The organism is Catellatospora sp. KI3 (assembly GCF_029948125.1).
GTDB lineage: Bacteria > Actinomycetota > Actinomycetes > Mycobacteriales > Micromonosporaceae > Catellatospora.
In genome coordinates this window covers 21,915-41,804 of the sequence record NZ_JASAMB010000011.1, presented here as the reverse complement: position 1 = coordinate 41,804, position 19,890 = coordinate 21,915, and the positions used below count along the sequence as shown (strand labels likewise).

Below are 19,890 nucleotides of genomic sequence, written 5' to 3'. Positions count from 1 at the left end.
ACCTCCCAACGTCTCAGCCAGCTTTTCCAGTTGTTGGCAGATTGTCAATAGTGGTCTGGGTGATCAACTCGACACACCTGCCCGGGTCGTCGCCGAACGGCAGATGGCCGCAGCCGGGCAGGCGGACGTGGCGCGCCGAGGGCAGCAGCTCGGCGGCGCGCTTCGCCTGCCGCACCGGAAGAACGAGGTCCCGGCTGCCCCACGCGACCGTGACCGGGATCCGCGGCAGCGCACCGGCATCGGTGAATCGGTGGTCCGCGAACGCCGCCCGCGCCGCCGCGAAGCCGGGCGCGGCCGCCAGCGCGCGGGCGTCGGCCAGCCCGGACTCCGGATCGACCCGGCTCGGGCGCCCGTAGAACAGGCCGAACAGGACGGACCGGCCGGGACCCGTGGCCGCCAGCCGGGGCAGCGACGGACCGAGCCCCCGGGCGGCGGCCCGGCCGAGGCTGACCGAGGCCTGGCACCAGCGGCGGCCCAGCGGCCCCCAGAAGCCGATCGGGGCGAACGCGGTCACCGACCGGGCCAGGCCCCGCCGGCCCAGCTCGAGCGCGACGCCGCCGCCCAGCGAGCTGCCGGCCGCGTGGCACGGGCGGCCCGCCAGCTCGGCGACCGCGTCGGCGAAGGCGGCGACGTCGGCGCGCGGCCCGACCGGCGAGTCGCCGAACCCGGGCAGGTCCACGGCCAGGACCTCGTAGCGCGCCTCCAGCGCGGGCAGGACCGGCCGCCACAGCCGCCAGGTGGCGCCGATACCGTGGATCAGGACCAGCAGCTCGCCCGAGCCGCCGCGATGATGCGCGAGCATCACCCCACGGTAGTTGTTGACAGGCCGACAACAACAGTGCACGGTTTCGGCATGTCCACGCTGGCACCGCATCTCGACTACGACGTGCTGATCATCGGCTCCGGCTTCGGCGGCAGCGTGAGCGCGCTGCGGCTGACCGAGAAGGGCTACCGGGTCGGGGTGCTGGAGACCGGGCGCCGGTTCGCCGACGCCGACTTCGCGAAGACGTCGTGGCGGCTGCGCGACTACCTGTTCGCCCCGGCTCTGGGCTGCTACGGCATCCTGCGGATGACGGTGCTGCCCGACGTGCTGGTGATGACCGGCGCGGGCGTCGGCGGCGGGTCCCTCGGCTACGCCAACACCCTCTACCAGCCGCCGGACGTGTTCTTCGCCGATCCGCAGTGGGCGGGCATCACCGACTGGAAGCGCGAGCTCGCGCCGTACTACGACCAGGCCACCCGGATGCTCGGGGTCGCGACCAACCCGGTGCACACCGCATCGGACGAGGTGCTGCGCCAGGTCGCGCAGGACATGGGCGTCGGGCACACGTTCCGGCCCACCCCGGTCGGCGTCCTGTTCGGCGCGCAGCCGGGGCAGCCGGTGGCCGACCCGTACTTCGGCGGGGCCGGGCCGCAGCGGACCACCTGCACGTTCTGCGGGTCGTGCATGACCGGCTGCCGGGTGGGCGCCAAGAACACCACCGTCAAGAACTACCTGCACCTCGCCGAGCAGGCCGGGGCGGTGGTACACCCGCTGACCACGGCGGTGTCGGTCGCGCCGCGGCCCGAGGGCGGGTACGCGGTGCGGACCGTGCGCACCGCAGGCAGGCTGCGCAGACGGGCGCGGACGTTCACCGCCGGGCAGGTGATCATGGCGGCCGGGGCGCTCGGCACGCAGCGGCTGCTGCACCACATGAAGCGCGGCGGCACGCTGCCGCACCTGTCGGACCGGTTGGGCGAGCTGAGCCGGACCAACTCGGAGTCGATCCTCGGGCCGCGCACCCGCCGCGACGACCGCGACTTCAGCCACGGCGTGGCGATCACCTCGTCGTTCCACCCCGACGCCGACACCCACATCGAGCCGGTCCGCTACGGACCGGGCAGCAACCTGCTCGGCCTGATGGCCGCGGTGCTGGTCGACGACACCGGCCGAGTGCCGCGCTGGCTGGCCGGGCTCGGCAGGACCCTGGCGAGCTGGCGCGACTGGCCCCGGCTGCTGTGGCCGCGCCGCTGGTCGCAGCAGACGATCGTGCTGCTGGCGATGCAGCCCAAGGACAACTCCATCACGGTACGGCCCAGGCGCGGCCCCCTCGGCGGCCAGCGCCTGACCAGCCGCCCCGGGATCGGCGAGCCCGCGCCGCTGTACATCCCGGTGGCGCACGAGGTGACCCGGCGCGTCGCCGAGAAGATCGACGGCATCCCGATCGGCTCGGTCACCGAGCTGGCGGGGCGGCCGGTCACCGGCCACTTCCTCGGCGGCGCCCCGATCGGCGCGGACGCCGGGCACGGCGTCGTCGACGCGTACCACCGCGTCTTCGGCCACCCGGGCCTGCATGTCGTCGACGGCGCGGTGGTCGCCGCCAACCTCGGGGTCAACCCGTCGCTGACCATCTGCGCGCTGGCCGAGCGGGCGCTGGCGATGTGGCCCAACAAGGGCGAGGCGGACGCGCGGCCGCCGCTGGGTGCGGCGTACCGGCCGGTGCGGGCGGTGCCGCCGACCGCGCCGGCGGTGCCCGCCGGGGCGCCCGGCGAGCTGCGCCTGCCGGGTGACGGCACTGCGGGGTGAGCGTGCGCTGGGTGATAATGGCTGACTGTGCCTGCCGGAACGCCTTCGATGACCAGTGACGTGATGCCGCGCGGCCGCCGGCTGGAGCCGGACGCCCGCCGCGAGCAGATCCTGGCCTGTGCCGTGCGGCTGTTCGGCGAGCGGCCGTACGCCGACGTCAGCACCACCGACATCGCCAACGCGGCGGGCGTGGCCCGCGGGCTGATCAACCACTACTTCGGCACCAAGAAGGGCCTGTTCCTGGAGTCGGTGCGGGTGCTGGTGACCATTCCGGCGGTCGCGGTGGAGCAGCTGCCGCGGGGCGACCTGGCCACCCGCGTCGACGCGAGCGTGACGTGGTTCCTGGACGTGGTGTCGCGGCACAGCCGGTCCTGGCTGGCCGCGGTGGACGGCGGCGGGGTGGGCCGCGACCCCGACATCGAGCGGGTGCTGGCCGAGGCCGACGAGATCGCCGCCGACAGCATCCTGGTCGCGGTCGGGCTCGCCGAGGCGACCCGGCACCGCGACGAGCTGCGGGCGATGGTCCGGGCGTACTGCGGGCTGGCCAAGGCGACCGCCCGGGAGTGGCTGGAGCGCGACGCGCTGGACCGCGAGCAGGCGCACCTGCTGCTGGCCACGACGCTGATCACGCTGGTGGAGCGGGTCTTCCCGACCCTCGATCCGGAGTAGTCCGGCCGCGCCACCTATTGGCAGTCGGCCAACAAGCTGTTACGTTCCGGCCGTGACACGGGTTGCCATCATCGGGGCGGGCTTCGGCGGCATCGCCGCCGCGCACCTGCTGCGCCAGGCCGGGTTCACCGACCTGACCGTCTTCGAACGGGCCGACGACGTCGGCGGAGTGTGGCGCGACAACACCTACCCGGGCTGCGCCTGCGACATCCCGGCGCCGCTGTACTCGTACTCGTTCGCGCTCAACCCCGACTGGACCCGGCGCTTCCCGCCGCACGGCGAGATCCTCGACTACCTGCGCCGCTGCGTGGCCGACCTCGGGCTCACCCCGCACCTGCGGCTCGGCCACGGCATCGCCGAGGCCCGCTGGACCGGCACCCGCTGGCGCCTGACCGGCACCGACGGCACCGTCGAGGAGTTCGACGTGCTCGTCCCGGCCCTCGGCCAGCTGTCCCAGCCGGTCATCCCGAAGCTCGCCGGGGCGGCCGACTTCACCGGCCGCGCAGTGCACACCGCCCGCTGGGATGCCACCGTCGAGGTGGCCGGCAAGCGGGTCGGGGTCATCGGCACCGGGGCCAGCGCGATTCAGCTCGTACCGGCGATCGCCGACGAGGCCGCGAGCGTGACCGTGTTCCAGCGGACTCCACCCTGGACGCTGCCCAAGCCCGACCACCGCTACGGGCGGGTGCGGCGGGCGCTGAACCGGCGCCTGCCGGTGCTGATGCGCGCCGCGCGGGCCGGCACCTGGCTGCTGACCGTGGTCACCGGCCGGGCCGTCACCGGCGACCCGCTGGCCCGGCTCGCGGTCGGGACGCTGTCGCGGGCGCAGCGGTACGTGCAGGCGCGCGGGCTGCGCGAGCAGGTCACGCCGGACTACGCGATGGGCTGCAAGCGGGTGCTGTTCACGGGCAGCTGGTTCCGTACACTGCGCCGCCCCGACGTGCACCTGGTCACCGCCGACGTCGAACGGCTCACCGCGACCGGCGTACGCACCGCCGACGGCGCCGAACACGAGCTGGACCTGCTCGTCTACGGCACCGGCTTCGCCGCCGCCGAGTTCCTGGCCTCGCTGCGGGTGCTCGGCCGGGACGGGCTGCCGCTGGCCGAGCAGTGGCGCGACGGCGCCTACGCGCACCTGGGCATCGCCGTCCCCGGCTTCCCCAACCTGTTCCTGATGTACGGCCCCAACACGAACACGGGCAACACGTCGGTCGTGTACTTCCACGAGGCGCAGGCGCGCTACCTCGCCCAGGCGGTGGCAGCGGTGCACGCGTCCGGGCCGCTGGAGGTGCGGGCCGAGGTGGCGGCCGACTTCGACGCGGAGATGCAGCGACGGCTGGGCGGAAGCGTCTGGACCGGCTGCGAGAGCTGGTACCGCACCGGCAGCGGTCGCATCGTCACCAACTGGCCCGGCATGGCCGGCGAGTACGCCGCCCGCACCCGCCACTTCCACCCCACCGACTACACCACGCCGCCCCCGCCCACGACTCCGTCCGCGCCCACGTCCACGGCTCCGGCCCCGTCCGCAGGCCGGTCCGCGCCCGAGTCCGCCGCTCCCGCTCCGACTCCCACTCCGGCTCCGGCTCCGGCTCCGGCTCCGGCTCCGACTCCCGCTCCGACTCCCGCTCCGGCTCCGGCTCCGACTCCGACTCCGGCTTCGGCTTCGGCTTCGGCTTCGGCTTCGGCTTCGGCTTCGGCTTCGGCTTCGGCTTCGGCTTCGGCTTCGGCTTCGGCTTCGGCTTCGGCTTCGGCTTCGGCTTCGGCTCATGATCGCTGCCAGCGGTCAGAATGCACGTGTTCAGGGCAGGTTTAGACCACAAACGACGATCATGGCGGTGAACCGGGAGCTTGATCGCCACTCGCGGTCGGAATCTGCGCATTCCGTCTCGACACATGAGACGCAGCCAGCACTCCTTGTGTCAATCGCAGCGCGGAACAGCGCCGATCGCCACTTCCGGTCAAATAACGCGCCGCAAACCCTCCATGCCACGGGCCGATCCACGATCCGCATAGACGTTGGCCTATTACGTCGACTAAAGCTTGCTTGATCATTTTCGACGTAATAGGCCAACGTCTATGAAAAACCGGTGGGGGCTGGGGCGTTGAGGGCTGGGGCGTTGAGGGGCTGGAGCGCTGGGACGCGGTGATGGCGGGGTGCGAGGCGTCGGGATGTGGGTCAGTTCGGGGGTGGGGTGCCGAAGCGCATGTCGAAGTCGGTGGCGGCGAGCGAGAGCAGCGGGCGGCGGCCGGCGAGGAAGCCCAGCGGACCGTCGGGGGCGATCTGCCAGGTGAGGCGGGCCGGGCCGCACCGGGCGCGGGCGCGTACGGGCGTGGTCAGGGCGGGGCCGGCCAGCGCCTGGACGACCCGGAAGCCGATGGGCAGGCGCAGCGCGAGGCGGGAGCGGCGGATGCTCGCCGTGGCGATCGGTTGACCGGCGGTGACGGCGGCGGCTTCCGTACCGGTCAGTTCGAAGTCGGCCAGGTCCTTGGGGATGCCCCACAGTTCCCGGCCGCCGTCGCGGGAGTCGGCGCTGTCGACCCAGATGTGGGTGATCGTGACGCGGGGCCGCAGCCCGGCCCGCATCAGCACCGCGCCGAGCAGCTCGCGGTACGCCATGTCGCCTCCTGGCTGGTAGTCGACCCAGGCGGTGCCGACGAGCGCGAACCGGCCGAGCCGGACCAGCCGGACGGCGGCGGCGACCTCGGGCGGTACCGGCGGCAGCCGGTCGACCGGCACCAGCCACACGGAGACGTACATCTGCCCGCGCAGCGACCACGGTTGGGGCGGGTACGCCATGCGACACCTCCGACGCCGGGCCGAGCTGATGAAGGCACTCTACGCCTCTTGACAGTCTGCCAACAAGAAGTGCTAAATCCCTTCGTAGGAAACACCGTTCCATCCAGCGATACACGAAAGGCGGTACGTGCACGATGTCCCTACGACGCCTGATCAGCCTTCCCGCCCTGCTCGCGACGGTCGCCATCGCCCTGTCCGCCCAGCCTGCCGCCGCAGCGGTCAGCTGGACACAGGTCAGCAACACCGTCGACGTGTCCTGCGCGGCGTTCACCTACCGCCAGTCCGCGGACTGGTTCCTGCCCGCCACGGCCAGCCCGAAGGGCCTGGTCTACCTGCAGCACGGCTTCTCCCGCTCCAACGGCAACATGGCCGACCTCGCCGAGCACTACGCCGCGGCCGGGTTCGTCGTGGTCGCCCCGACGCTGCCGTCGGCCGACATCTTCGGCTGCACGGTCAGCAACCTGGGCAACAACTCGCCGTTCCTGAACAACGTCGCGGCGCTGCTGGGCACCGCGGGCAACAGCTCGGGCGCGCTGGCGCGCAGCTACGCCAACGCGCTGGCCAAGGCCGGGCGGCCGGCGAGCAGCCTGCCGACGCGGTACGTCATCGCGGGCCACTCAGCCGGCGGCGAGGTCGCCGCGTACGTCGCCAACCGGCTGCGCAGCACCTACCCGAGCCAGTACGCGCGGGTGGCGCTGGTGCAGCTGCTCGACCCGGTGAAGTCGTTCATCGGATCCAACATGGGCACCGGGCTGAAGGGGATCGCCCCGACCGGGCTGCCGGTCTACGCGATCTCGTCGCCGCCGTACACGGCCAACAGCGACGCCAACGGCACGGTCGAGCTGACGAACGACCTGCACCGGCCGTTCCTCGGGGTCCGGCTGACCACCGGCTGCCACTGCGACGCCGAGGGCGCCAGCACCGACGGGCTGTGCACCGTCACCTCCGGCACGCCGCAGCAGCAGAACATCGCGGCACTGCAGACCCTGGCCGTGGCCTGGGCCGGCGACGCCGTGAGCGGCACCACGACCGCCGCCTACTACCCCGGCGGCGGCTACTACGACTCGCTGATCGCCGCCGGCGTGACGCAGACGCTCAGCGGTTCGTGATCCGCTCCGGCCGGGGGAGCCACCGCTGGCTCCCTCGGCCGGACCGTCCCCTGGAGAGGCCCATGACCACACCGGCGAGCCTGTGCGCCGTGTTCCAGCAGACCGCCGCCCGGACACCGGGGGCGGTCGCGTTGCGCGACCATGTCCGCGGCGGCGCGCTGACCTGGTCCGAGTACGCCGAGGAGGTCGCCGCGCTGGCCGCGGGCCTGGCCGGGCTCGGGCTGGGCCGGGGCGACGCGATGGCGCTGATGCTCGGCAACCGCCCCGAGTTCCACCTGCTCGACCTGGCCGCCGTCCACCTGGGCGCGGTGCCGGTGTCGGTGTACAACACCTCGTCGCCCGAGCAGCTGGCCCACGTGCTGCGCGACAGCGGGGCACGGCTGGTGGCCACCGAGTCGCAGTACCTGCCCCGGGTGCTGGCCAGCGGCGTGCCCCTGGATGCGGTGGTCTGCGTGGACGGTCCGGCGACCGGCGCGATCACCCTGGCCGAGCTGAAGGCGGCGGCGGCGACGGCCGGGTTCGACTTCGACGCGGCGTGGACCGCCGTCGGACCCGACGACCTGCTCACGATCATCTACACCTCCGGCACCACCGGGCTGCCCAAGGGTGTCGAGCTGACGCACGCCAACCTGCTCGCCGAGATCGACGGGCTGACGCAGGTGGTGGACCTGCAACCCGACGACGTCGGCCTGTCCTACCTGCCCGCCGCGCACATCGCCGACCGCCTGGCCAGCCACTACATCCCCATCGTGTACGGCCTGCAGATCGTGTGCCTGTCCGACCTGGCCCGGCTCGGCGAGGCGCTGCAGCAGGTGCGGCCCACGTTCTGGGCGGCGGTGCCCCGGGTGCTGGAGAAGATGCGCGGCCGGATCGAGGACGCGCTGGCGACCGCCCCGGCCCCGCGCCGACGGCTCCTGCGGGCCGCGATGCGCGCCAAGCCGGACAGCCTGCTCGGCCGCCTGGCCGACCGGGTCGTGCTCGCGAAGGTACGCGCCCAGCTCGGCCTGGACCGGGCGCGCTGGGTCATGTCGGGCGCCGCGCCGCTGCCGCCCGCCGTGCTGACCTACTTCCTGGACCTGGGCGTCACCGTCTGCGACGTGTGGGGCATGACCGAGACCTGTGGCGTCGCCACGCTGAACCCGCCGTCGGCGATCCGCCCCGGCACGGTCGGCCGGGCCCTGCCCGGGGTCGAGCTGCGCCTGGCCGACGACGGCGAGCTGCTGGTACGCGGCGCGATCACCACCCGCGGCTACCGGGGCGACCGGGCGCGCAGCGAGGAGCTGTTCGAGGACGGCTGGCTGCGCACCGGCGACGTGGCCACGATGGACGCCGACGGGTACGTGAGCATCGTCGGGCGCAAGAAGGAACTGATCATCAACGCGGCGGGCAAGAACATGTCCCCGGTGGCGATCGAGAGCGCGCTGCTGTCGGCGTGCCCGCTCGTCGGGACGGTGGCCGTGGTCGGCGACGGGCGGCCGTACAACGTCGCACTGCTCGTGCTCGACGCCGACGCGCTGGCGGCGCTGCACCGGCGCGAACCCGGCGCCGACCCGCACGCGCTCGTCGCCGACGGCGTCGCGGCCGCGAACAGTACGCTGTCCCGCGTCGAGCAGATCAAGAAGTTCGCGATCCTGCCCGGACCGTGGGAGCCCGGCGGCGACGAGCTCACCCCGACCCTGAAACTGCGCCGCTCGGCCGTGTCCGCCAAGTACGCCGCCGAGATCGAGCGGCTCTACAACACCTCGGGAGCGTCATGACCGACGGCATCGCGGCGCCTGCGCCGACCGGCCCACTGCGCGGGCTGCGGGTGCTGGAGCTGGCCGGGCTCGGGCCCGGCCCGTTCTGCGCCATGCACCTGGCCGACCTGGGCGCCGACGTGGTGCGGGTGGACCGGCCCGGCGGCGGCACCATGGCCGTCGAGCCGCGCTTCGACCTGCTGAACCGGGGCAAGCGCTCGATCGCCCTCGATCTGAAGGACCCGGCCGGCCTGGAGACCGCGCTGCGGCTGGTGGAGCGGGCCGACGTGCTGATCGAGGGGTACCGGCCGGGCGTCGCCGAGCGGCTCGGCCTCGGCCCCGACGTGTGCCTGGCCCGCCAGCCGCGCCTGGTGTACGGCCGGATGACCGGCTGGGGCCAGGACGGCCCCCGCGCCCACACGGCCGGACACGACCTCACCTACCTCGCCGTCACCGGCGTCCTGCACGCCATGGGCCGGGCCGGCGGTCCACCGCAGATCCCGCTCAACCTGGTCGGCGACTTCGGCGGCGGTGCACTGTACCTGGCCACCGGCATCCTCGCGGCGCTGTGGGAGGTACAGGCCAGCGGCCAGGGGCAGGTCGTCGACGCGGCGATCACCGACGGCGCGGCGCACCTGGCCACCATGGTGGCGGGGCTGCGCGCGGGCGGCGCCTGGCGCGACCGGCGCGGGGTGAACCTGCTCGACTCCGGCGCCCCGTTCTACGACGTGTACGCCACCGCCGACGGCGGCCACATGGCGGTCGGCCCGATCGAACCGCAGTTCTTCGCCGTCTTCGCCCAGCGCCTGGGCCTGGGCGAAGAGGCCGCCGCGCAGTACGACCCGGCGACCTGGCCCCGCCTGCGCACCGCGATCGCCGACCGGTTCGCGCAGCGTACGCGGCAGGAGTGGACCGAGGTGTTCGCCGACGGCGACGGGTGCGTGGCGCCGGTGCTGTCCTGGGCCGAGGCGCCCGCCGACCCGCAGCTGCGGGCACGGCAGACCTATGTGGACCGCGACGGGGTGGTGCAGCCCGCACCCGCGCCTCGCTTCTCGCGTACGCCGGCGGCCCTGAGCGGACCGCCCGCCGAACCGGGCGAGCACACGGACCAGGTGCTGGCCGACTGGCTGGCCGGTTGAGGTGACCCCGGGCCGCCGCGCGCGGCCCGGGTGGTCAGCTGCCGAGGACGGCTTCGATCTCCAGCTCGAGGTCGACCTTCTGCTCGCGCAGCCACTCCAGCGTGTTCTGCGGAACGCCGCTGACGTAGACCTCGAGGCGCAGGTGGGTGCCGTAGGACAGGCCCGTGTTGCCGAGCAGCCCGACGGTCTGCCCCGCCTCGACCCGCTGGCCGACCTTCACCAGCACCTTGCTCGCGTGCCCGTACAGCGAGCGGATGCCGTCGCCGTGGTCGACGACGACGGAGTAGCCGTAGGCGCCGTTCCAGCCCGCCTGCACGACCGTGCCCCGGTGCAGCGCGCCGATCGCGGTGCCCTCGGCTGGGCCGACCAGGTCGACGCCCTGGTGGGTCTGGTTCCAGTCGGACTTGAAGCGCGAGGTCAGCTTGAAGTCGTGCAGCGGCAGCACCCAGGCGTTCGGGTCGCGGTCGTCGGTCGTGGCGACCGCTTCGCGGGTGTCGGACCGGCTGGCCCGGTCGACGGTATCGGCGCGGTCGGCCACACCCGTCGAGTACGCCGAGATCTCGACCGCGTACGGGTCGGCCTTGCCGTCGTCGACGGTCGCTCCGGCGCCGAACGCCACGACCCCCGCTCCGGCGACGGCGGTGGCGAGCACGGCGACGTACCGGTGCCGTGGCGGGGTGTCGACTCGTCGACGTCCCCGGTATCGGTCGCTCTCTTTCGACAGCGCGGGCCGGTACTGCACAACACACTCTCCGTAGCGTCGCGGTGATCCTATGTGCCGGTTCACCTTGCGTGCTCTTTCAAGACCTGAACCAACGTAACGGCCCGTCACCGGGCGGACAACCCCACGGGTTGCGCTCCGCCCCCCGCCGGGGACCGTCTACCCAGGTGCGCCAGCCGGTACCCGCGAAAATGCGCACTCATGAATGTGACGGCTCCGACACCCGGACACCCCGCTGACAGGTGCCGCATATACACCATCCCGGACACCCCGCCGCGCCGCCCGAGCGAACGGTGGGTGCAGTTTCGGGGGAAACTGCCGGAATCATGGCCGCGATTCGTGCAGTTTCCCCGAAACTGCACGCTGCGCGCGGGCGCGCCCCCGGAGCGGGCCACGGTCCGGGGGCGCGGGTCCGTCAGGCCGGTGCGAAGTGGACGCGGGAACGGACCGGGGCGAAGGCGGTGCGTTCGAGGTCTGCCCGGACGCCGGGGCGGTCGGCGTCGACGTCGGCGACGATCTCCAGCGCACCCCCGGCGACCAGGCCGCTGACCGCGTCGGCCAGCATCTCTGCGCGCACCGCCGGATCGGGCGGGTCGAGCAGGCCCAGGTAGGCGATCATCGGGTAGCAGGCGTCTCCGGCCGGGCCGGTCAGGCCGACCGGCTCGCCGTCGACCAGTGCCACGCGCCAGTCCCCGGGCGGCCCGGAGAGCCATTTCAGCGGCTCCCGGGCCAGGTCCACGCCGCGCACCAGGCGGGCGATCTCCGCTCCGGTCAGCACGTCGGGCTCGCCGACCCGGGCCGTCAACGCCTCGATCTCCGCCACGTCGGCCGCGGGTCGGAACGTGCACCGGGCCCCGGTCTCGGCCGCGTCGGCGGCGGACCGGAGCGCGCGTCGGTCGGAGCCGGGCGCGACCGGAGTCCCGGTCCAGGCCATACGCAGCCGCTCGCCCTGTTCGACCAGGCCGGCCAGGCGTGCCGCGGCCATCGGCGGCCGCGCCGCGGCCTGCTGGTGCGGCACCTGCCGCCAGGACGCGGGCATCGAGGCGTAGTAGCCGGTGGGGCCGCCGAGGCTGCGGTGCGCGGCGGCCAGCAGCGCCGCGCCCACCGACGGTTCGGCGGTGAGGTCGAAGCGCTCCAGCCAGGGGCGGCCCACCGAACCCGGCGGCAGCAGCCAGGCGGCCCGGGCCACCACCTGCCCGTCGAGCTGGGCGATCCAGGTGTGCTCGGGCCGGTAGCCGCCGCCGGCCAGGCCGTCGGCGTAGCCGACCTGCCGCAGTTCGGGCTGCGGGTCGGGCATCGAGTCGAAGACGTGCTCCTCGCCCGCGGTGAGCGGGCGGATGACCAGATCGGCCATAGGTGGATCCTTCCGGGCGAACGCCCCGGTCAGCTCCGCGAGTACGCCGGGCCGCGGAAGGGGCGCAGAACATCGGACATGGTGTTCTGACCTCCTCTCGGCTCGCGTGGCGTGCCGAAACCGTACGACAGCGGCCCCGGTCGCGCAACCGCGGCGATCATCGGGCACCGTTCGGCTGACGCCGCGACCAGGCCCGGACGCGTACCGTGTCGGTCATGCGTTGGGTGTGGGCGGGTATCGGGATCCTGTTGGTGCTGTCCGGGCTCGTGTGGACCCTGCAGGGGCTGGACGTGCTCGGCGGCAGCGCGATGAGCGGCGACCGGACGTGGGCCGTCGTCGGTCCGATCACGGCCGTCGTCGGGCTGGCCCTGACCTGGTTCGGGCTGCGCAAGCGCGGCAGCTGACCCGGTCAGGCGAGCAGCCGGCTGCGCACCGCGCGTACGTCGTCGGCGCCGACCCCGGCCTTCGCCAGGTAGGCCGCCGCGCCGCCGTGCGCCTGGTCGAGGTGGGCCAGGGTGTGCAGCATCGGGCCGGGCACGCAGCCCTCGGTCAGCGCGTAGTCGGCGGCGATCGTGTCGTCGTCCACGCCCGCCGTCCGCAGCAGCAGCGCGGCCAGCACGCCCGTGCGGTCGCGCCCGGCGTGGCAGTGGATCACCACCGCGCCCGGCGGCGCCTGCGCGAACGCGCGCACGGCCGCGCCGATGCGGACCTGGTTGTGGTCGAGCATCGGCGCGTAGCTGTCCGGCGGCGGCACGTAGTCCAGCACGTCTTCGAGCAGCGGCGTATGCCGGTAGCAGGGATCCTGGGCGAACGGGCTCGGCAGCTCGGCGCACTCCCAGGACCAGCGCAGATCCAGGATGCGGCTGAGGGCGCCGCCGCGCAGGGCCTGGACCGTCGCCTCGGTCATCCGGTCGTGCCGGTCGGAGCGCAGCAGCGCCCCGGCCCGGATCCGGCCGCCGTCCGCGGCGGGTAGGCCGCCCAGGTCGCGGGCGTTGCGGCAGCCGGGCCAGTCGAGCCTCACGAGGTCACTCCGCCCAGGGACATGGCCGTATCGTAGGGCCCGCGCGCCACCGGGCTACGGGGCCAGCGCGGGGCGCAGTGCCGCCAGCACGGTGTCCATGTACGACTCGTCGATCGTGCGCACGCGCAGCAGCCACGTGTGGTAGACCGGGCCGTAGATCAGCTCGACCGCCAGCTGCAGGTCGAGGTCGGCGCGCAGCTGCCCGGCGTCGCGCGCCCTCGCCAGCCGGGCCGTGCACTGGTCGATCGACACCCGCAGGATCCGCCGTACGCCGTCGGCCGCGGCCTGCTCGGTCTGCGCCGAACCGATCAGCCCGCGCCAGATCAGCCCGAAGTCCGACATGAACAGCCGCATCACGCTGCGCGTCTGGGTGCCCAGGTCGCGCCAGATGTCGCCGGTGTCGGGGAACCCGGCCGCCCGGTCGCGCTGCTCCTCCATCACCTCGATGAGCACCGCCGCCTTCGACGGCCACCAGCGATAGATCGTCTGCTTGCCGACGCCCGCCTTGGCGGCGATGCCCTCGATGGTCGTCGCCGCGTAGCCGCGCTCGGCGCAGAGTTCGCGCGCGGCTTTGAGGATCGCCTGGCGGGACTGCTCATTACGGCGGGTGGCGTCCGGTGGAGGTGGGGTCACGTCACGCATCGTAGCGCATGGCGAAACGGTACGTCTCGTCTTGACACCCTCCACGAGCAGCGCCTACCGTCTGCGCAAGACGAGACGGGCTGTCTCGCCTTGACTCCACATCATTGAGGGAGGCCGCGATGCGCGGAGGAGTACTGGTGCGGGCCGGCGAGGCGGAGCGGCTGACCCGCGACCCGGGCAGCGTCATCACGCTGCTGGCCGACGCCCCGCACACGGGCAACGTGCTGACCAGCAACCGCTCGCTGCTCAAGGCCGGTTCACCCGGCGCCCCGCCGCACTTCCACGAACGCTCCGACGAGATCCTCTTCATGCTCGGCGGGGAGCTGGAGGTGCTGCTCGGCGAGGAGATCGTCACGCTCAACCAGGGTGACCTGCTGATCGTCCCGCCGTATATGCCGCACGCGTTCGCACCCGCACCCGGCACCGACGCCGACGTGCTGTTCCTGTTCACCCCGGGCCCCGCCCGCTTCGAGTACTACCGCCTGCTCGACCGCTTCCACGCCGGGCAGGCCACGGCCGAGGACATCAAGGCCGCGCAGGAGCAGTACGACAACCACCACCTGCTCAGCGCTCCGCAGTGGACCGACCGCCACCGCCAGACCGTCTGAGCGCGCGGCGGACCGGTCCGGGCGGGGGCTCACCCGCCCGGACCGGTCCGGGTCACCGCGCGCCGCCTACGCTGCGGCGGCCGCCCGGCGGCGGCGCGGCAGGAGCAGCAGCAGCCCGATACCGGGCAGCAGCAGCGCGGAGCCGCCCAGCACCAGCACCCAGTGCTCGTCCCCGGGGCCGGTCTTGGCCAGGGCGTCCGGGCTGGTGCTGACGCCCGGCTTGGGCGAGCTCGCCGCGCCGAACGAGATCTGCGTGCTCGCCCGGTTCGCCTTCACCACGGCGTCGGAGGCCGACGACGGCAGGATCTGCGCCGCGATCACGCACTGCCGCTTGGTGCAGTCGTACGACCCGAACTTCGTCGCCAGCTTCAACGTGACGGCCGGGATCTTCCCGCTGCCGTCGGCGTTGACGAACTGGGCACCCCCGGCCAGGTTGCAGTCGGTCGGGCCGACCGGGTTCGCGATGCACTGCCCGATCGCGATCTGCTTCAGGTTCGCGGTGAACCCGGAGCCGTTGACCGTGATCTGGCTGCCGTTGGACAGTCCGCTGGACTTGCTCAGCGTGAGCCGCGGTGCCGCCGCGGCGGGCTGGGCGTACAGCGGGACACTCACCGCGACCGCGGCCAGCACGGCCACGACTCGTGCCTTCCACATGGTTCCTCCTAGACAGGTGTGCCGGACCGGTTCTCGGCCACCGGATCGGTGCCGAGGTATGACGCGACCACGGCCGGATGCGCCCGTACGGACGCGGTTGGCCCGTCGGCGATCACCCGGCCCGACTCCATGGCGACCAGCCGCGGCGCCAGCCGGGCCAGCAGCGGCAGGTCGTGCTCGATGACCACCAGGGCGACGCCCAGCTCGCCGTTGACCCGCAGCAGCAGCTCCCCCAGCGCGACCCCGTCGGCCTGCGACACCCCGGACGAGGGCTCGTCCAGCAGCAGCAGGGCCGGCTCCAGCGCGAGCAGGCAGGCCAGCTCGACGGTGCGCCGGGTGCCGGTGGACAGCGCGCCGACCGGCCGGTCGGCGACCTCGGCCAGCCCGAACAGGTCCAGCAGCTCGCCGGTGCGCCCGGCCCGGCGCCGGGCGCCCGCGGTGGCGCCGAGCGCGGCCGCGGCCAGCCCGGCCGGGTCCCGCCGCTCGGCCGCGACCAGCAGCGACTCCCGAACCGTCAGGGTCGGGAACAGCCGGGCGTCCTGGAACGAGCGGCCCAGGCCGCGCCGCGCCCGCCGCTGCGGCGGCAGCCGGGTCACGTCGTGCCCGGCCAGCAGCACCCGCCCGGACTCGGGGCGGGTGAACCCGGCCAGGATCTCGAACAGCGTGGTCTTGCCCGCGCCGTTCGGCCCGATGATGCCGACCACCTCACCGGCGGCGACGTCGAGGTCGACCCCGGCCACGGCCCGTACCCCGCCGAACGACCGCGCCACCGCGCGGGCGCTGAGCAGCGGCACCCCGGCCGCCGTCGTCGGCAACTCGAAGCGCGGCAGCCGTATCCGCTGCACCCTGGCGTCCGCGTCACCGGCCGCCGAGCGGGCGCGGGCCGCCGCGACCTCGCCGACGGTCGCCCAGCGCGCCCGGACGGCCGGGTCACCGATCGGCGCCTCGGGCTCCGGCTTCGGCGACGACGGCGGCGGCGGTGGCGGCGGCGCGGCGTCGGAGGTGGACGGTCGGCGGTGCGACGGCAGGCGCCCGGCCAGCCGGGCGAGCGGTTCGCCGAGCCCGCCGGGCAGCAGCACCACCACCAGCAGCCAGCCCACGGTGAGCACGGCCTGACCTCCGATGCCGAGGTCGACCAGGGCGGGCAGGCCCACCAGCAGCAGCGAGCCCAGCACCGGGCCGCCGAGCACGCCCAGGCCGCCGACGACGGTCAGCGCGACGGCGTCGATCCCGGCGGCGGCGGGGAAGCTGTTGACCGTGACCTGGGTCTGGCCGTGCGCGATGACGACGCCGCCCAGGCCCGCCAGCACGCCCGCGGCGGCGTAAACCTGGAGTTTGCGCAGCGTCGCGGGGATCGCCAGGGCCTTGGCCGCGTCCTCGTTGTCGCGCAGCGCCAGCACCGTCAGTCCGAACCCGCCGGTGCGCAGCCGGTGCGCCAGCCACAGCCCGAGCCCCAGCATCAGCAGCGCGAACAGGTAGTAGTCCTTGGCCAGCAGCAGCGGATAGCCCTGCCACTGCGGTTTGGCCGCCTCGACGCCGTCGCCGAGCAGCACCGGCAGGCGCAGCAGCCAGCCCTCGGCGGCCAGCGCGAACGCCAGGCTGACCGCCGCCAGCGCCAGCCCGCGCAGCCGCAGCGCGGGCAGCCCGACCAGGGCCGCCGCTGCCGCGGCCGCCGCGCAGCCGGCCAGCGCGGCGGTGAAGAAGTTGCCCGTGGCGGCCGCGACATGCAGGGACACGGCCGCGCCGATACCGGCGAAGGCGAACTGGCCCAGCGACAGCTCGCCCGCCAGGCCGGTGACCAGCAGCACCGACAGTCCGACCAGCGCGAACCCGGCGACAGTGGTCAGCACCGACGCGGTCTCGTTGCTGACCAGGTACGCCAGCCCGGCCGCGGCCAGCAGCCCGACGCCCGTGGCCGCGCGGCCCAGCGCGGTGCCCGGCAGCGGCACGCTGCGGGGCCAGCCGGCCTGCGCGCTGTCGCGGCGCCCCAACCGGGGCTGGCTCAGCAGCGTGACCAGGATGAACAGGGCCAACGCCAGGCTGACCCCGCCGCGTCCGGCGCCCCAGGACAGCAGCACCTGCTCGGCGACGCCGATGCCCAGGCACGCCGCCAGCGCCCGGGGCAGCGAGGACATCCGCGCCGCCACCGCACCGGCCAGCCCGCGCAGCAGCAGCTCCGGGCCGAGGGTGTCGATGGACTGGGCGCCCTGCGTCGGGGTGACCAGGATCGCCGAGAACGCCGCGACCGCACCGGCCACCGCCCAGGCCAGGGTGGTCATCCGGGCGGCGGGCACCCCGTCGAGCTGGGCCATGTCCGGCGCGTCGGCGGCGGCCCGCAGGCCGAGCCCGGCCCGGCTGCGCCGCAGCAGCAGCGCCAGCGCCCCGAAGAGCACCGGCGCGAGCAGCGCCATCGCCACGAAGGCGGGGCCGATCGGGGTCCGGCCGAGCGTGAACGTGGGCAGGCCCGGCGGGCGCGGGAAGGTGAGGCCGCTCAGGCCCTGGCTGTTGAGCAGCAGCGCCGCGATCAGGATGAACTGCGACAGGCCGAGCGTCGCGATCATGCCGGTCACGGCGGGCCGGTTCTTCAGCCGGCGTACGACGACGACCTCGATCGCCGCGGCCACCGCTCCGGCGGCGGCCATGGCCAGCGGGAACGCCACCCAGTACGGCAGCACCCCGCTCGTCACCACCTTGCCGAGCACCGCCGCGCCGAAGACGCCGACCGAGCCGTGCGCGAAGTTGACGAACCGGCTGGACCGGTACACCAGCACCAGCCCGACCGCGAGCAGCCCGTAGGTCAGCCCGGTGAACAGTCCCAGCACCACCGCGTCGATCACGAGTGACCGCCCAGCATCAGCGAGCGGACCAGCTCCGGCCGCCCGGCCAGGCGCGCCGCGTCGTGCTCGGCGGCGACCGCGCCCTTCTCCAGGAAGTACAGCCGGTCGGCCAGCGACAGGGCCACGTTCACCGACTGCTCGACGATCAGCATCGCCACGCCGGTGGCGTTGATGCGGCGCAGCATCTCCAGCAGCCCGCCGACCACGATCGGGGCCAGGCCCAGCGACAGCTCGTCGACCAGCAGCACCCGGGGCCGCTGCACCAGCGCCTTGGCCAGCACCAGCATCTGGCGCTCGCCGCCGGACAGGGTGCTGGCGGGCTGATGCGCCCGCCGGGCCAGGCGCGGGAAGACGGCCAGCGCCGCGTCCAGTCCGGCGCGGGCGTCGGCGGTCGGCATGCGGTAGCCCTGCAGGCGCAGGTTCTCCAGGACCGTCAGCGAGCCGTACGCGGCCTGCCCGATCACGGTGCTCAGGCCGAGCCGTACCCGGCGGGCGGCCGGCACGGCGGTGACGTCGGCGCCCAGCAGCTCGACCGTGCCCGACGAGGGCCGGTGCAGGCCGGACAGCACCCGCAGCAGCGTGGACTTGCCGACCCCGTTGGGCCCGCACAGGCCGACCAGCTCCCCGGGGCCGACCCGCAGGTCCACCCCGAACAGCGCCTGCACCGGGCCGTACGAGCAGCAGACCCCGGTGGCGGTGAGCGCGTCAGTCAAAGCGCACCTCCTCGCCCCGGTAGGTGAAGCAGGAGCAGGCGGTGTCGTACGCCAGCACCCGGTAGCCGCCCCCGGCGGCGCGGCGGCCGCCGCCCAGCCCGCCGCTGACCCCGGCGGCCGGGGTGAACCCGTCGCCGAGCGCGGCGGCCGCCCGCGCGAACGCGGTGGCGTTGAGGTTCGGCCCGAGGTCCTTGGCCGCGGCGTGCAGCAGCAGCGCGGCGTCGCAGTAGGTGAACGCGATCCGCGCGTTCTCCCTGGTCTTGAAGGTCTGCCCGCCCGCGCCGAAGATGTCCAGGCACTGCTTCTCCGCGTCGCCGCCGGGGAACGGCGCCTGGCTGTCGGGCACGTCCTGGCTGGGGTTGAAGCCGATGCCGACCATGTCGCGCAGTGAGGCGGGCGGGATGGTGGCCGGGTTGTTCACCAGGAACGCGGGGTTGTCGAAGCTGGACACCGCGTAACGGGCGGTGAAGTCCTGCGCCGCCGCCGTAGTCAGGAAGAACGAGGCGAGCCGGGCGCCGCCGAGGAACACCACCCGGGTCACGCCCTTGCTGCGGAAGTCCACGGCGGCCTGGTTGAGCCCGGCGTTGAGGGTGCCCAGGTCGGTGGTGTCGACCCAGGCCACGGTCGCGGTGGTGCCCAGCCGGGCCAGCTCCGGCGCGGCCAGTCCGGTGTAGACGGCGCGGTTGGCCGGGGTGTCCGCGGCGACCACCCCGACGGCGCTGCCCTGGGCCAGGAAGTCCTGCTCGGCCAGCGTCTTCAGCAGCGCCCGGACGAAGGAGTCGTAGCCCGGGTAGCTGGCCGACCACAGGTAGGGCGCGAGCCGGTCGTAGGTGGCGTCGTCGGTGGCGACCAGGGTCGCGTCCAGCACAAGCGTGTGCCGCTGCGCGTAGCAGGGGCGCGCGTTGGCCTGGAACTGCCCGGTCAGCACGACCGCGAAGGCCCGGTCGTCCTGGGTGATCTGGTTGCACAGCTTCTCTTCGGCCGCCGGGGAGTCGTCGCTGGCCTCGTAGCTGCGGTAGACGGCCTCCAGCCGCCGCCCGGCGATGCCGCCGTTGGCGTTGATCCACGTCTGCAGCGCCTTGACCTGCTCGGGCAGGTTCCCCGCGTCGGCGGTGCGGAAGCCGGTGAAGGAGCTGGTCTTGCCCAGGTCGACGCCGACGAACACCACCTTGACGGTGCTGTCGGTGACGCCGGGGCCGACGCCGTCGGCGGTCGCGGTGCCGGGCTGGTCGATGGCGCCCGGCATGATCGCCGAGCAGCCGGTGAAGGCGAGCACGGCGGCGGCCGCGACCGCGCCGAGCCGCAGGATGAGGGGTCGGTCCAC

Annotated in this window: 18 protein-coding genes; 8 read left to right on the top strand and 10 right to left on the bottom strand. The window is 74.0% G+C overall.

Translation table 11 applies throughout. The features are described 5' to 3' along the window. Window positions 1-13: 13 nt before the first annotated feature. Window positions 14-802, bottom strand: coding sequence for an alpha/beta hydrolase (locus QEZ54_RS18875; protein WP_281305965.1), 789 nt, complete (start codon window positions 800-802; stop codon window positions 14-16). Between the two features lie 51 nt (window positions 803-853). Here QEZ54_RS18875 and QEZ54_RS18870 point away from each other — a divergent pair, with 51 nt between their 5' ends. Genes QEZ54_RS18870 through QEZ54_RS18860 form a run of 3 tightly spaced genes read left to right on the top strand, consistent with a single transcriptional unit; the run spans window position 854 to window position 5,048 of the window. Further along, window positions 854-2,566 carry a GMC family oxidoreductase gene (locus tag QEZ54_RS18870; protein ID WP_281305964.1) on the top strand — a complete coding sequence of 571 codons (1,713 nt, stop codon included), beginning with the start codon at window positions 854-856 and terminating at the stop codon, window positions 2,564-2,566. A 48-nt stretch (window positions 2,567-2,614) separates the two neighbouring features. Further along, window positions 2,615-3,235 carry a TetR/AcrR family transcriptional regulator gene (locus tag QEZ54_RS18865; protein WP_281305963.1) on the top strand — a complete coding sequence of 207 codons (621 nt, stop codon included), beginning with the start codon at window positions 2,615-2,617 and terminating at the stop codon, window positions 3,233-3,235. 52 nt (window positions 3,236-3,287) lie between these two features. Further along, window positions 3,288-5,048 (top strand): NAD(P)/FAD-dependent oxidoreductase, encoded by a 1,761-nt coding sequence (locus tag QEZ54_RS18860; RefSeq protein ID WP_281305962.1) that lies wholly within the window; start codon window positions 3,288-3,290, stop codon window positions 5,046-5,048. A 363-nt stretch (window positions 5,049-5,411) separates the two neighbouring features. On the opposite strand, the gene QEZ54_RS18855 is transcribed toward QEZ54_RS18860, so the two are convergent. Next, a complete protein-coding gene (locus QEZ54_RS18855) occupies window positions 5,412-6,032 on the bottom strand; it encodes an acetoacetate decarboxylase family protein (protein WP_281305961.1) in 621 nt (206 codons plus the stop codon). A gap of 134 nt (window positions 6,033-6,166) precedes the next feature. Here QEZ54_RS18855 and QEZ54_RS18850 point away from each other — a divergent pair, with 134 nt between their 5' ends. The 3 genes from QEZ54_RS18850 to QEZ54_RS18840 all read left to right on the top strand — a co-directional run bounded on the left by QEZ54_RS18850 (window position 6,167) and on the right by QEZ54_RS18840 (window position 10,016). Then, window positions 6,167-7,141 (top strand): alpha/beta hydrolase, encoded by a 975-nt coding sequence (locus tag QEZ54_RS18850; protein WP_281305960.1) that lies wholly within the window; start codon window positions 6,167-6,169, stop codon window positions 7,139-7,141. Window positions 7,142-7,203: 62 nt separating this feature from the next. Next, window positions 7,204-8,898 carry a long-chain fatty acid--CoA ligase gene (locus QEZ54_RS18845; RefSeq protein WP_281305959.1) on the top strand — a complete coding sequence of 565 codons (1,695 nt, stop codon included), beginning with the start codon at window positions 7,204-7,206 and terminating at the stop codon, window positions 8,896-8,898. Beyond that, entirely contained in the window at window positions 8,895-10,016 is a 1,122-nt protein-coding gene (locus QEZ54_RS18840; protein WP_281305958.1) for a CaiB/BaiF CoA-transferase family protein, read from the top strand. The genes QEZ54_RS18845 and QEZ54_RS18840 overlap by 4 nt, the downstream gene beginning before the upstream one ends. A gap of 34 nt (window positions 10,017-10,050) precedes the next feature. Here the strand turns inward: QEZ54_RS18840 and QEZ54_RS18835 are convergent, their stop codons facing one another. Then, window positions 10,051-10,758, bottom strand: a complete 708-nt coding sequence (locus tag QEZ54_RS18835) for a M23 family metallopeptidase (RefSeq protein WP_281305957.1) — start codon at window positions 10,756-10,758, stop codon at window positions 10,051-10,053. A 394-nt stretch (window positions 10,759-11,152) separates the two neighbouring features. Next, on the bottom strand, window positions 11,153-12,091 hold the full coding sequence (locus QEZ54_RS18830) for an acetyltransferase (RefSeq protein WP_281305956.1): 939 nt from the start codon (window positions 12,089-12,091) through the stop codon (window positions 11,153-11,155). Window positions 12,092-12,306: 215 nt separating this feature from the next. On the opposite strand from QEZ54_RS18830, the gene QEZ54_RS18825 reads away from it, so the two are divergent. Next, window positions 12,307-12,495 (top strand): hypothetical protein, encoded by a 189-nt coding sequence (locus tag QEZ54_RS18825; RefSeq protein ID WP_281305955.1) that lies wholly within the window; start codon window positions 12,307-12,309, stop codon window positions 12,493-12,495. 5 nt (window positions 12,496-12,500) lie between these two features. On the opposite strand, the gene QEZ54_RS18820 is transcribed toward QEZ54_RS18825, so the two are convergent. Further along, a complete protein-coding gene (locus QEZ54_RS18820; protein WP_281305954.1) occupies window positions 12,501-13,112 on the bottom strand; it encodes a tyrosine-protein phosphatase in 612 nt (203 codons plus the stop codon). Window positions 13,113-13,166: 54 nt separating this feature from the next. Beyond that, window positions 13,167-13,745 (bottom strand): TetR/AcrR family transcriptional regulator, encoded by a 579-nt coding sequence (locus QEZ54_RS18815; RefSeq protein WP_281305953.1) that lies wholly within the window; start codon window positions 13,743-13,745, stop codon window positions 13,167-13,169. A 128-nt stretch (window positions 13,746-13,873) separates the two neighbouring features. On the opposite strand from QEZ54_RS18815, the gene QEZ54_RS18810 reads away from it, so the two are divergent. Next, a complete protein-coding gene (locus QEZ54_RS18810; protein WP_281305952.1) occupies window positions 13,874-14,362 on the top strand; it encodes a cupin domain-containing protein in 489 nt (162 codons plus the stop codon). Between the two features lie 66 nt (window positions 14,363-14,428). Here the strand turns inward: QEZ54_RS18810 and QEZ54_RS18805 are convergent, their stop codons facing one another. From QEZ54_RS18805 to QEZ54_RS18790, 4 genes are read right to left on the bottom strand one after another with little or no spacing between them, the layout of a single operon-like run. Next, the gene (locus QEZ54_RS18805) at window positions 14,429-15,016 is read right to left on the bottom strand and encodes a neocarzinostatin apoprotein domain-containing protein (RefSeq protein ID WP_281305951.1); all 588 of its coding nucleotides are present in this window, start codon (window positions 15,014-15,016) and stop codon (window positions 14,429-14,431) included. Between the two features lie 8 nt (window positions 15,017-15,024). Further along, window positions 15,025-17,853: an ATP-binding cassette domain-containing protein gene (locus QEZ54_RS18800; RefSeq protein WP_281305950.1), complete on the bottom strand. Its 2,829-nt coding sequence runs from the start codon at window positions 17,851-17,853 to the stop codon at window positions 15,025-15,027. Then, a complete protein-coding gene (locus tag QEZ54_RS18795; protein WP_281305949.1) occupies window positions 17,850-18,566 on the bottom strand; it encodes an ABC transporter ATP-binding protein in 717 nt (238 codons plus the stop codon). Before QEZ54_RS18795 ends, QEZ54_RS18800 begins: the two co-directional genes overlap by 4 nt. Continuing rightward, the gene (locus QEZ54_RS18790) at window positions 18,559-19,890 is read right to left on the bottom strand and encodes a hypothetical protein (protein WP_281305948.1); all 1,332 of its coding nucleotides are present in this window, start codon (window positions 19,888-19,890) and stop codon (window positions 18,559-18,561) included. Before QEZ54_RS18790 ends, QEZ54_RS18795 begins: the two co-directional genes overlap by 8 nt.

Excerpts from the sequence above, each read along its gene's own strand:
- QEZ54_RS18865 (WP_281305963.1), top strand. The coding sequence starts at position 2,615 with ATGACCAGTGACGTGATGCCGCGCGGCCGCCGGCTGGAGCCGGACGCC.
- QEZ54_RS18875 (WP_281305965.1), bottom strand. The coding sequence starts at position 802 with ATGCTCGCGCATCATCGCGGCGGCTCGGGCGAGCTGCTGGTCCTGATC.
- QEZ54_RS18850 (WP_281305960.1), top strand. The coding sequence starts at position 6,167 with ATGTCCCTACGACGCCTGATCAGCCTTCCCGCCCTGCTCGCGACGGTC.
- QEZ54_RS18855 (WP_281305961.1), bottom strand. The coding sequence starts at position 6,032 with ATGGCGTACCCGCCCCAACCGTGGTCGCTGCGCGGGCAGATGTACGTC.
- QEZ54_RS18830 (WP_281305956.1), bottom strand. The coding sequence starts at position 12,091 with ATGGCCGATCTGGTCATCCGCCCGCTCACCGCGGGCGAGGAGCACGTC.
- QEZ54_RS18810 (WP_281305952.1), top strand. The coding sequence starts at position 13,874 with ATGCGCGGAGGAGTACTGGTGCGGGCCGGCGAGGCGGAGCGGCTGACC.
- QEZ54_RS18805 (WP_281305951.1), bottom strand. The coding sequence starts at position 15,016 with ATGTGGAAGGCACGAGTCGTGGCCGTGCTGGCCGCGGTCGCGGTGAGT.
- QEZ54_RS18845 (WP_281305959.1), top strand. The coding sequence starts at position 7,204 with ATGACCACACCGGCGAGCCTGTGCGCCGTGTTCCAGCAGACCGCCGCC.
- QEZ54_RS18840 (WP_281305958.1), top strand. The coding sequence starts at position 8,895 with ATGACCGACGGCATCGCGGCGCCTGCGCCGACCGGCCCACTGCGCGGG.
- QEZ54_RS18825 (WP_281305955.1), top strand. The coding sequence starts at position 12,307 with ATGCGTTGGGTGTGGGCGGGTATCGGGATCCTGTTGGTGCTGTCCGGG.
- QEZ54_RS18870 (WP_281305964.1), top strand. The coding sequence starts at position 854 with ATGTCCACGCTGGCACCGCATCTCGACTACGACGTGCTGATCATCGGC.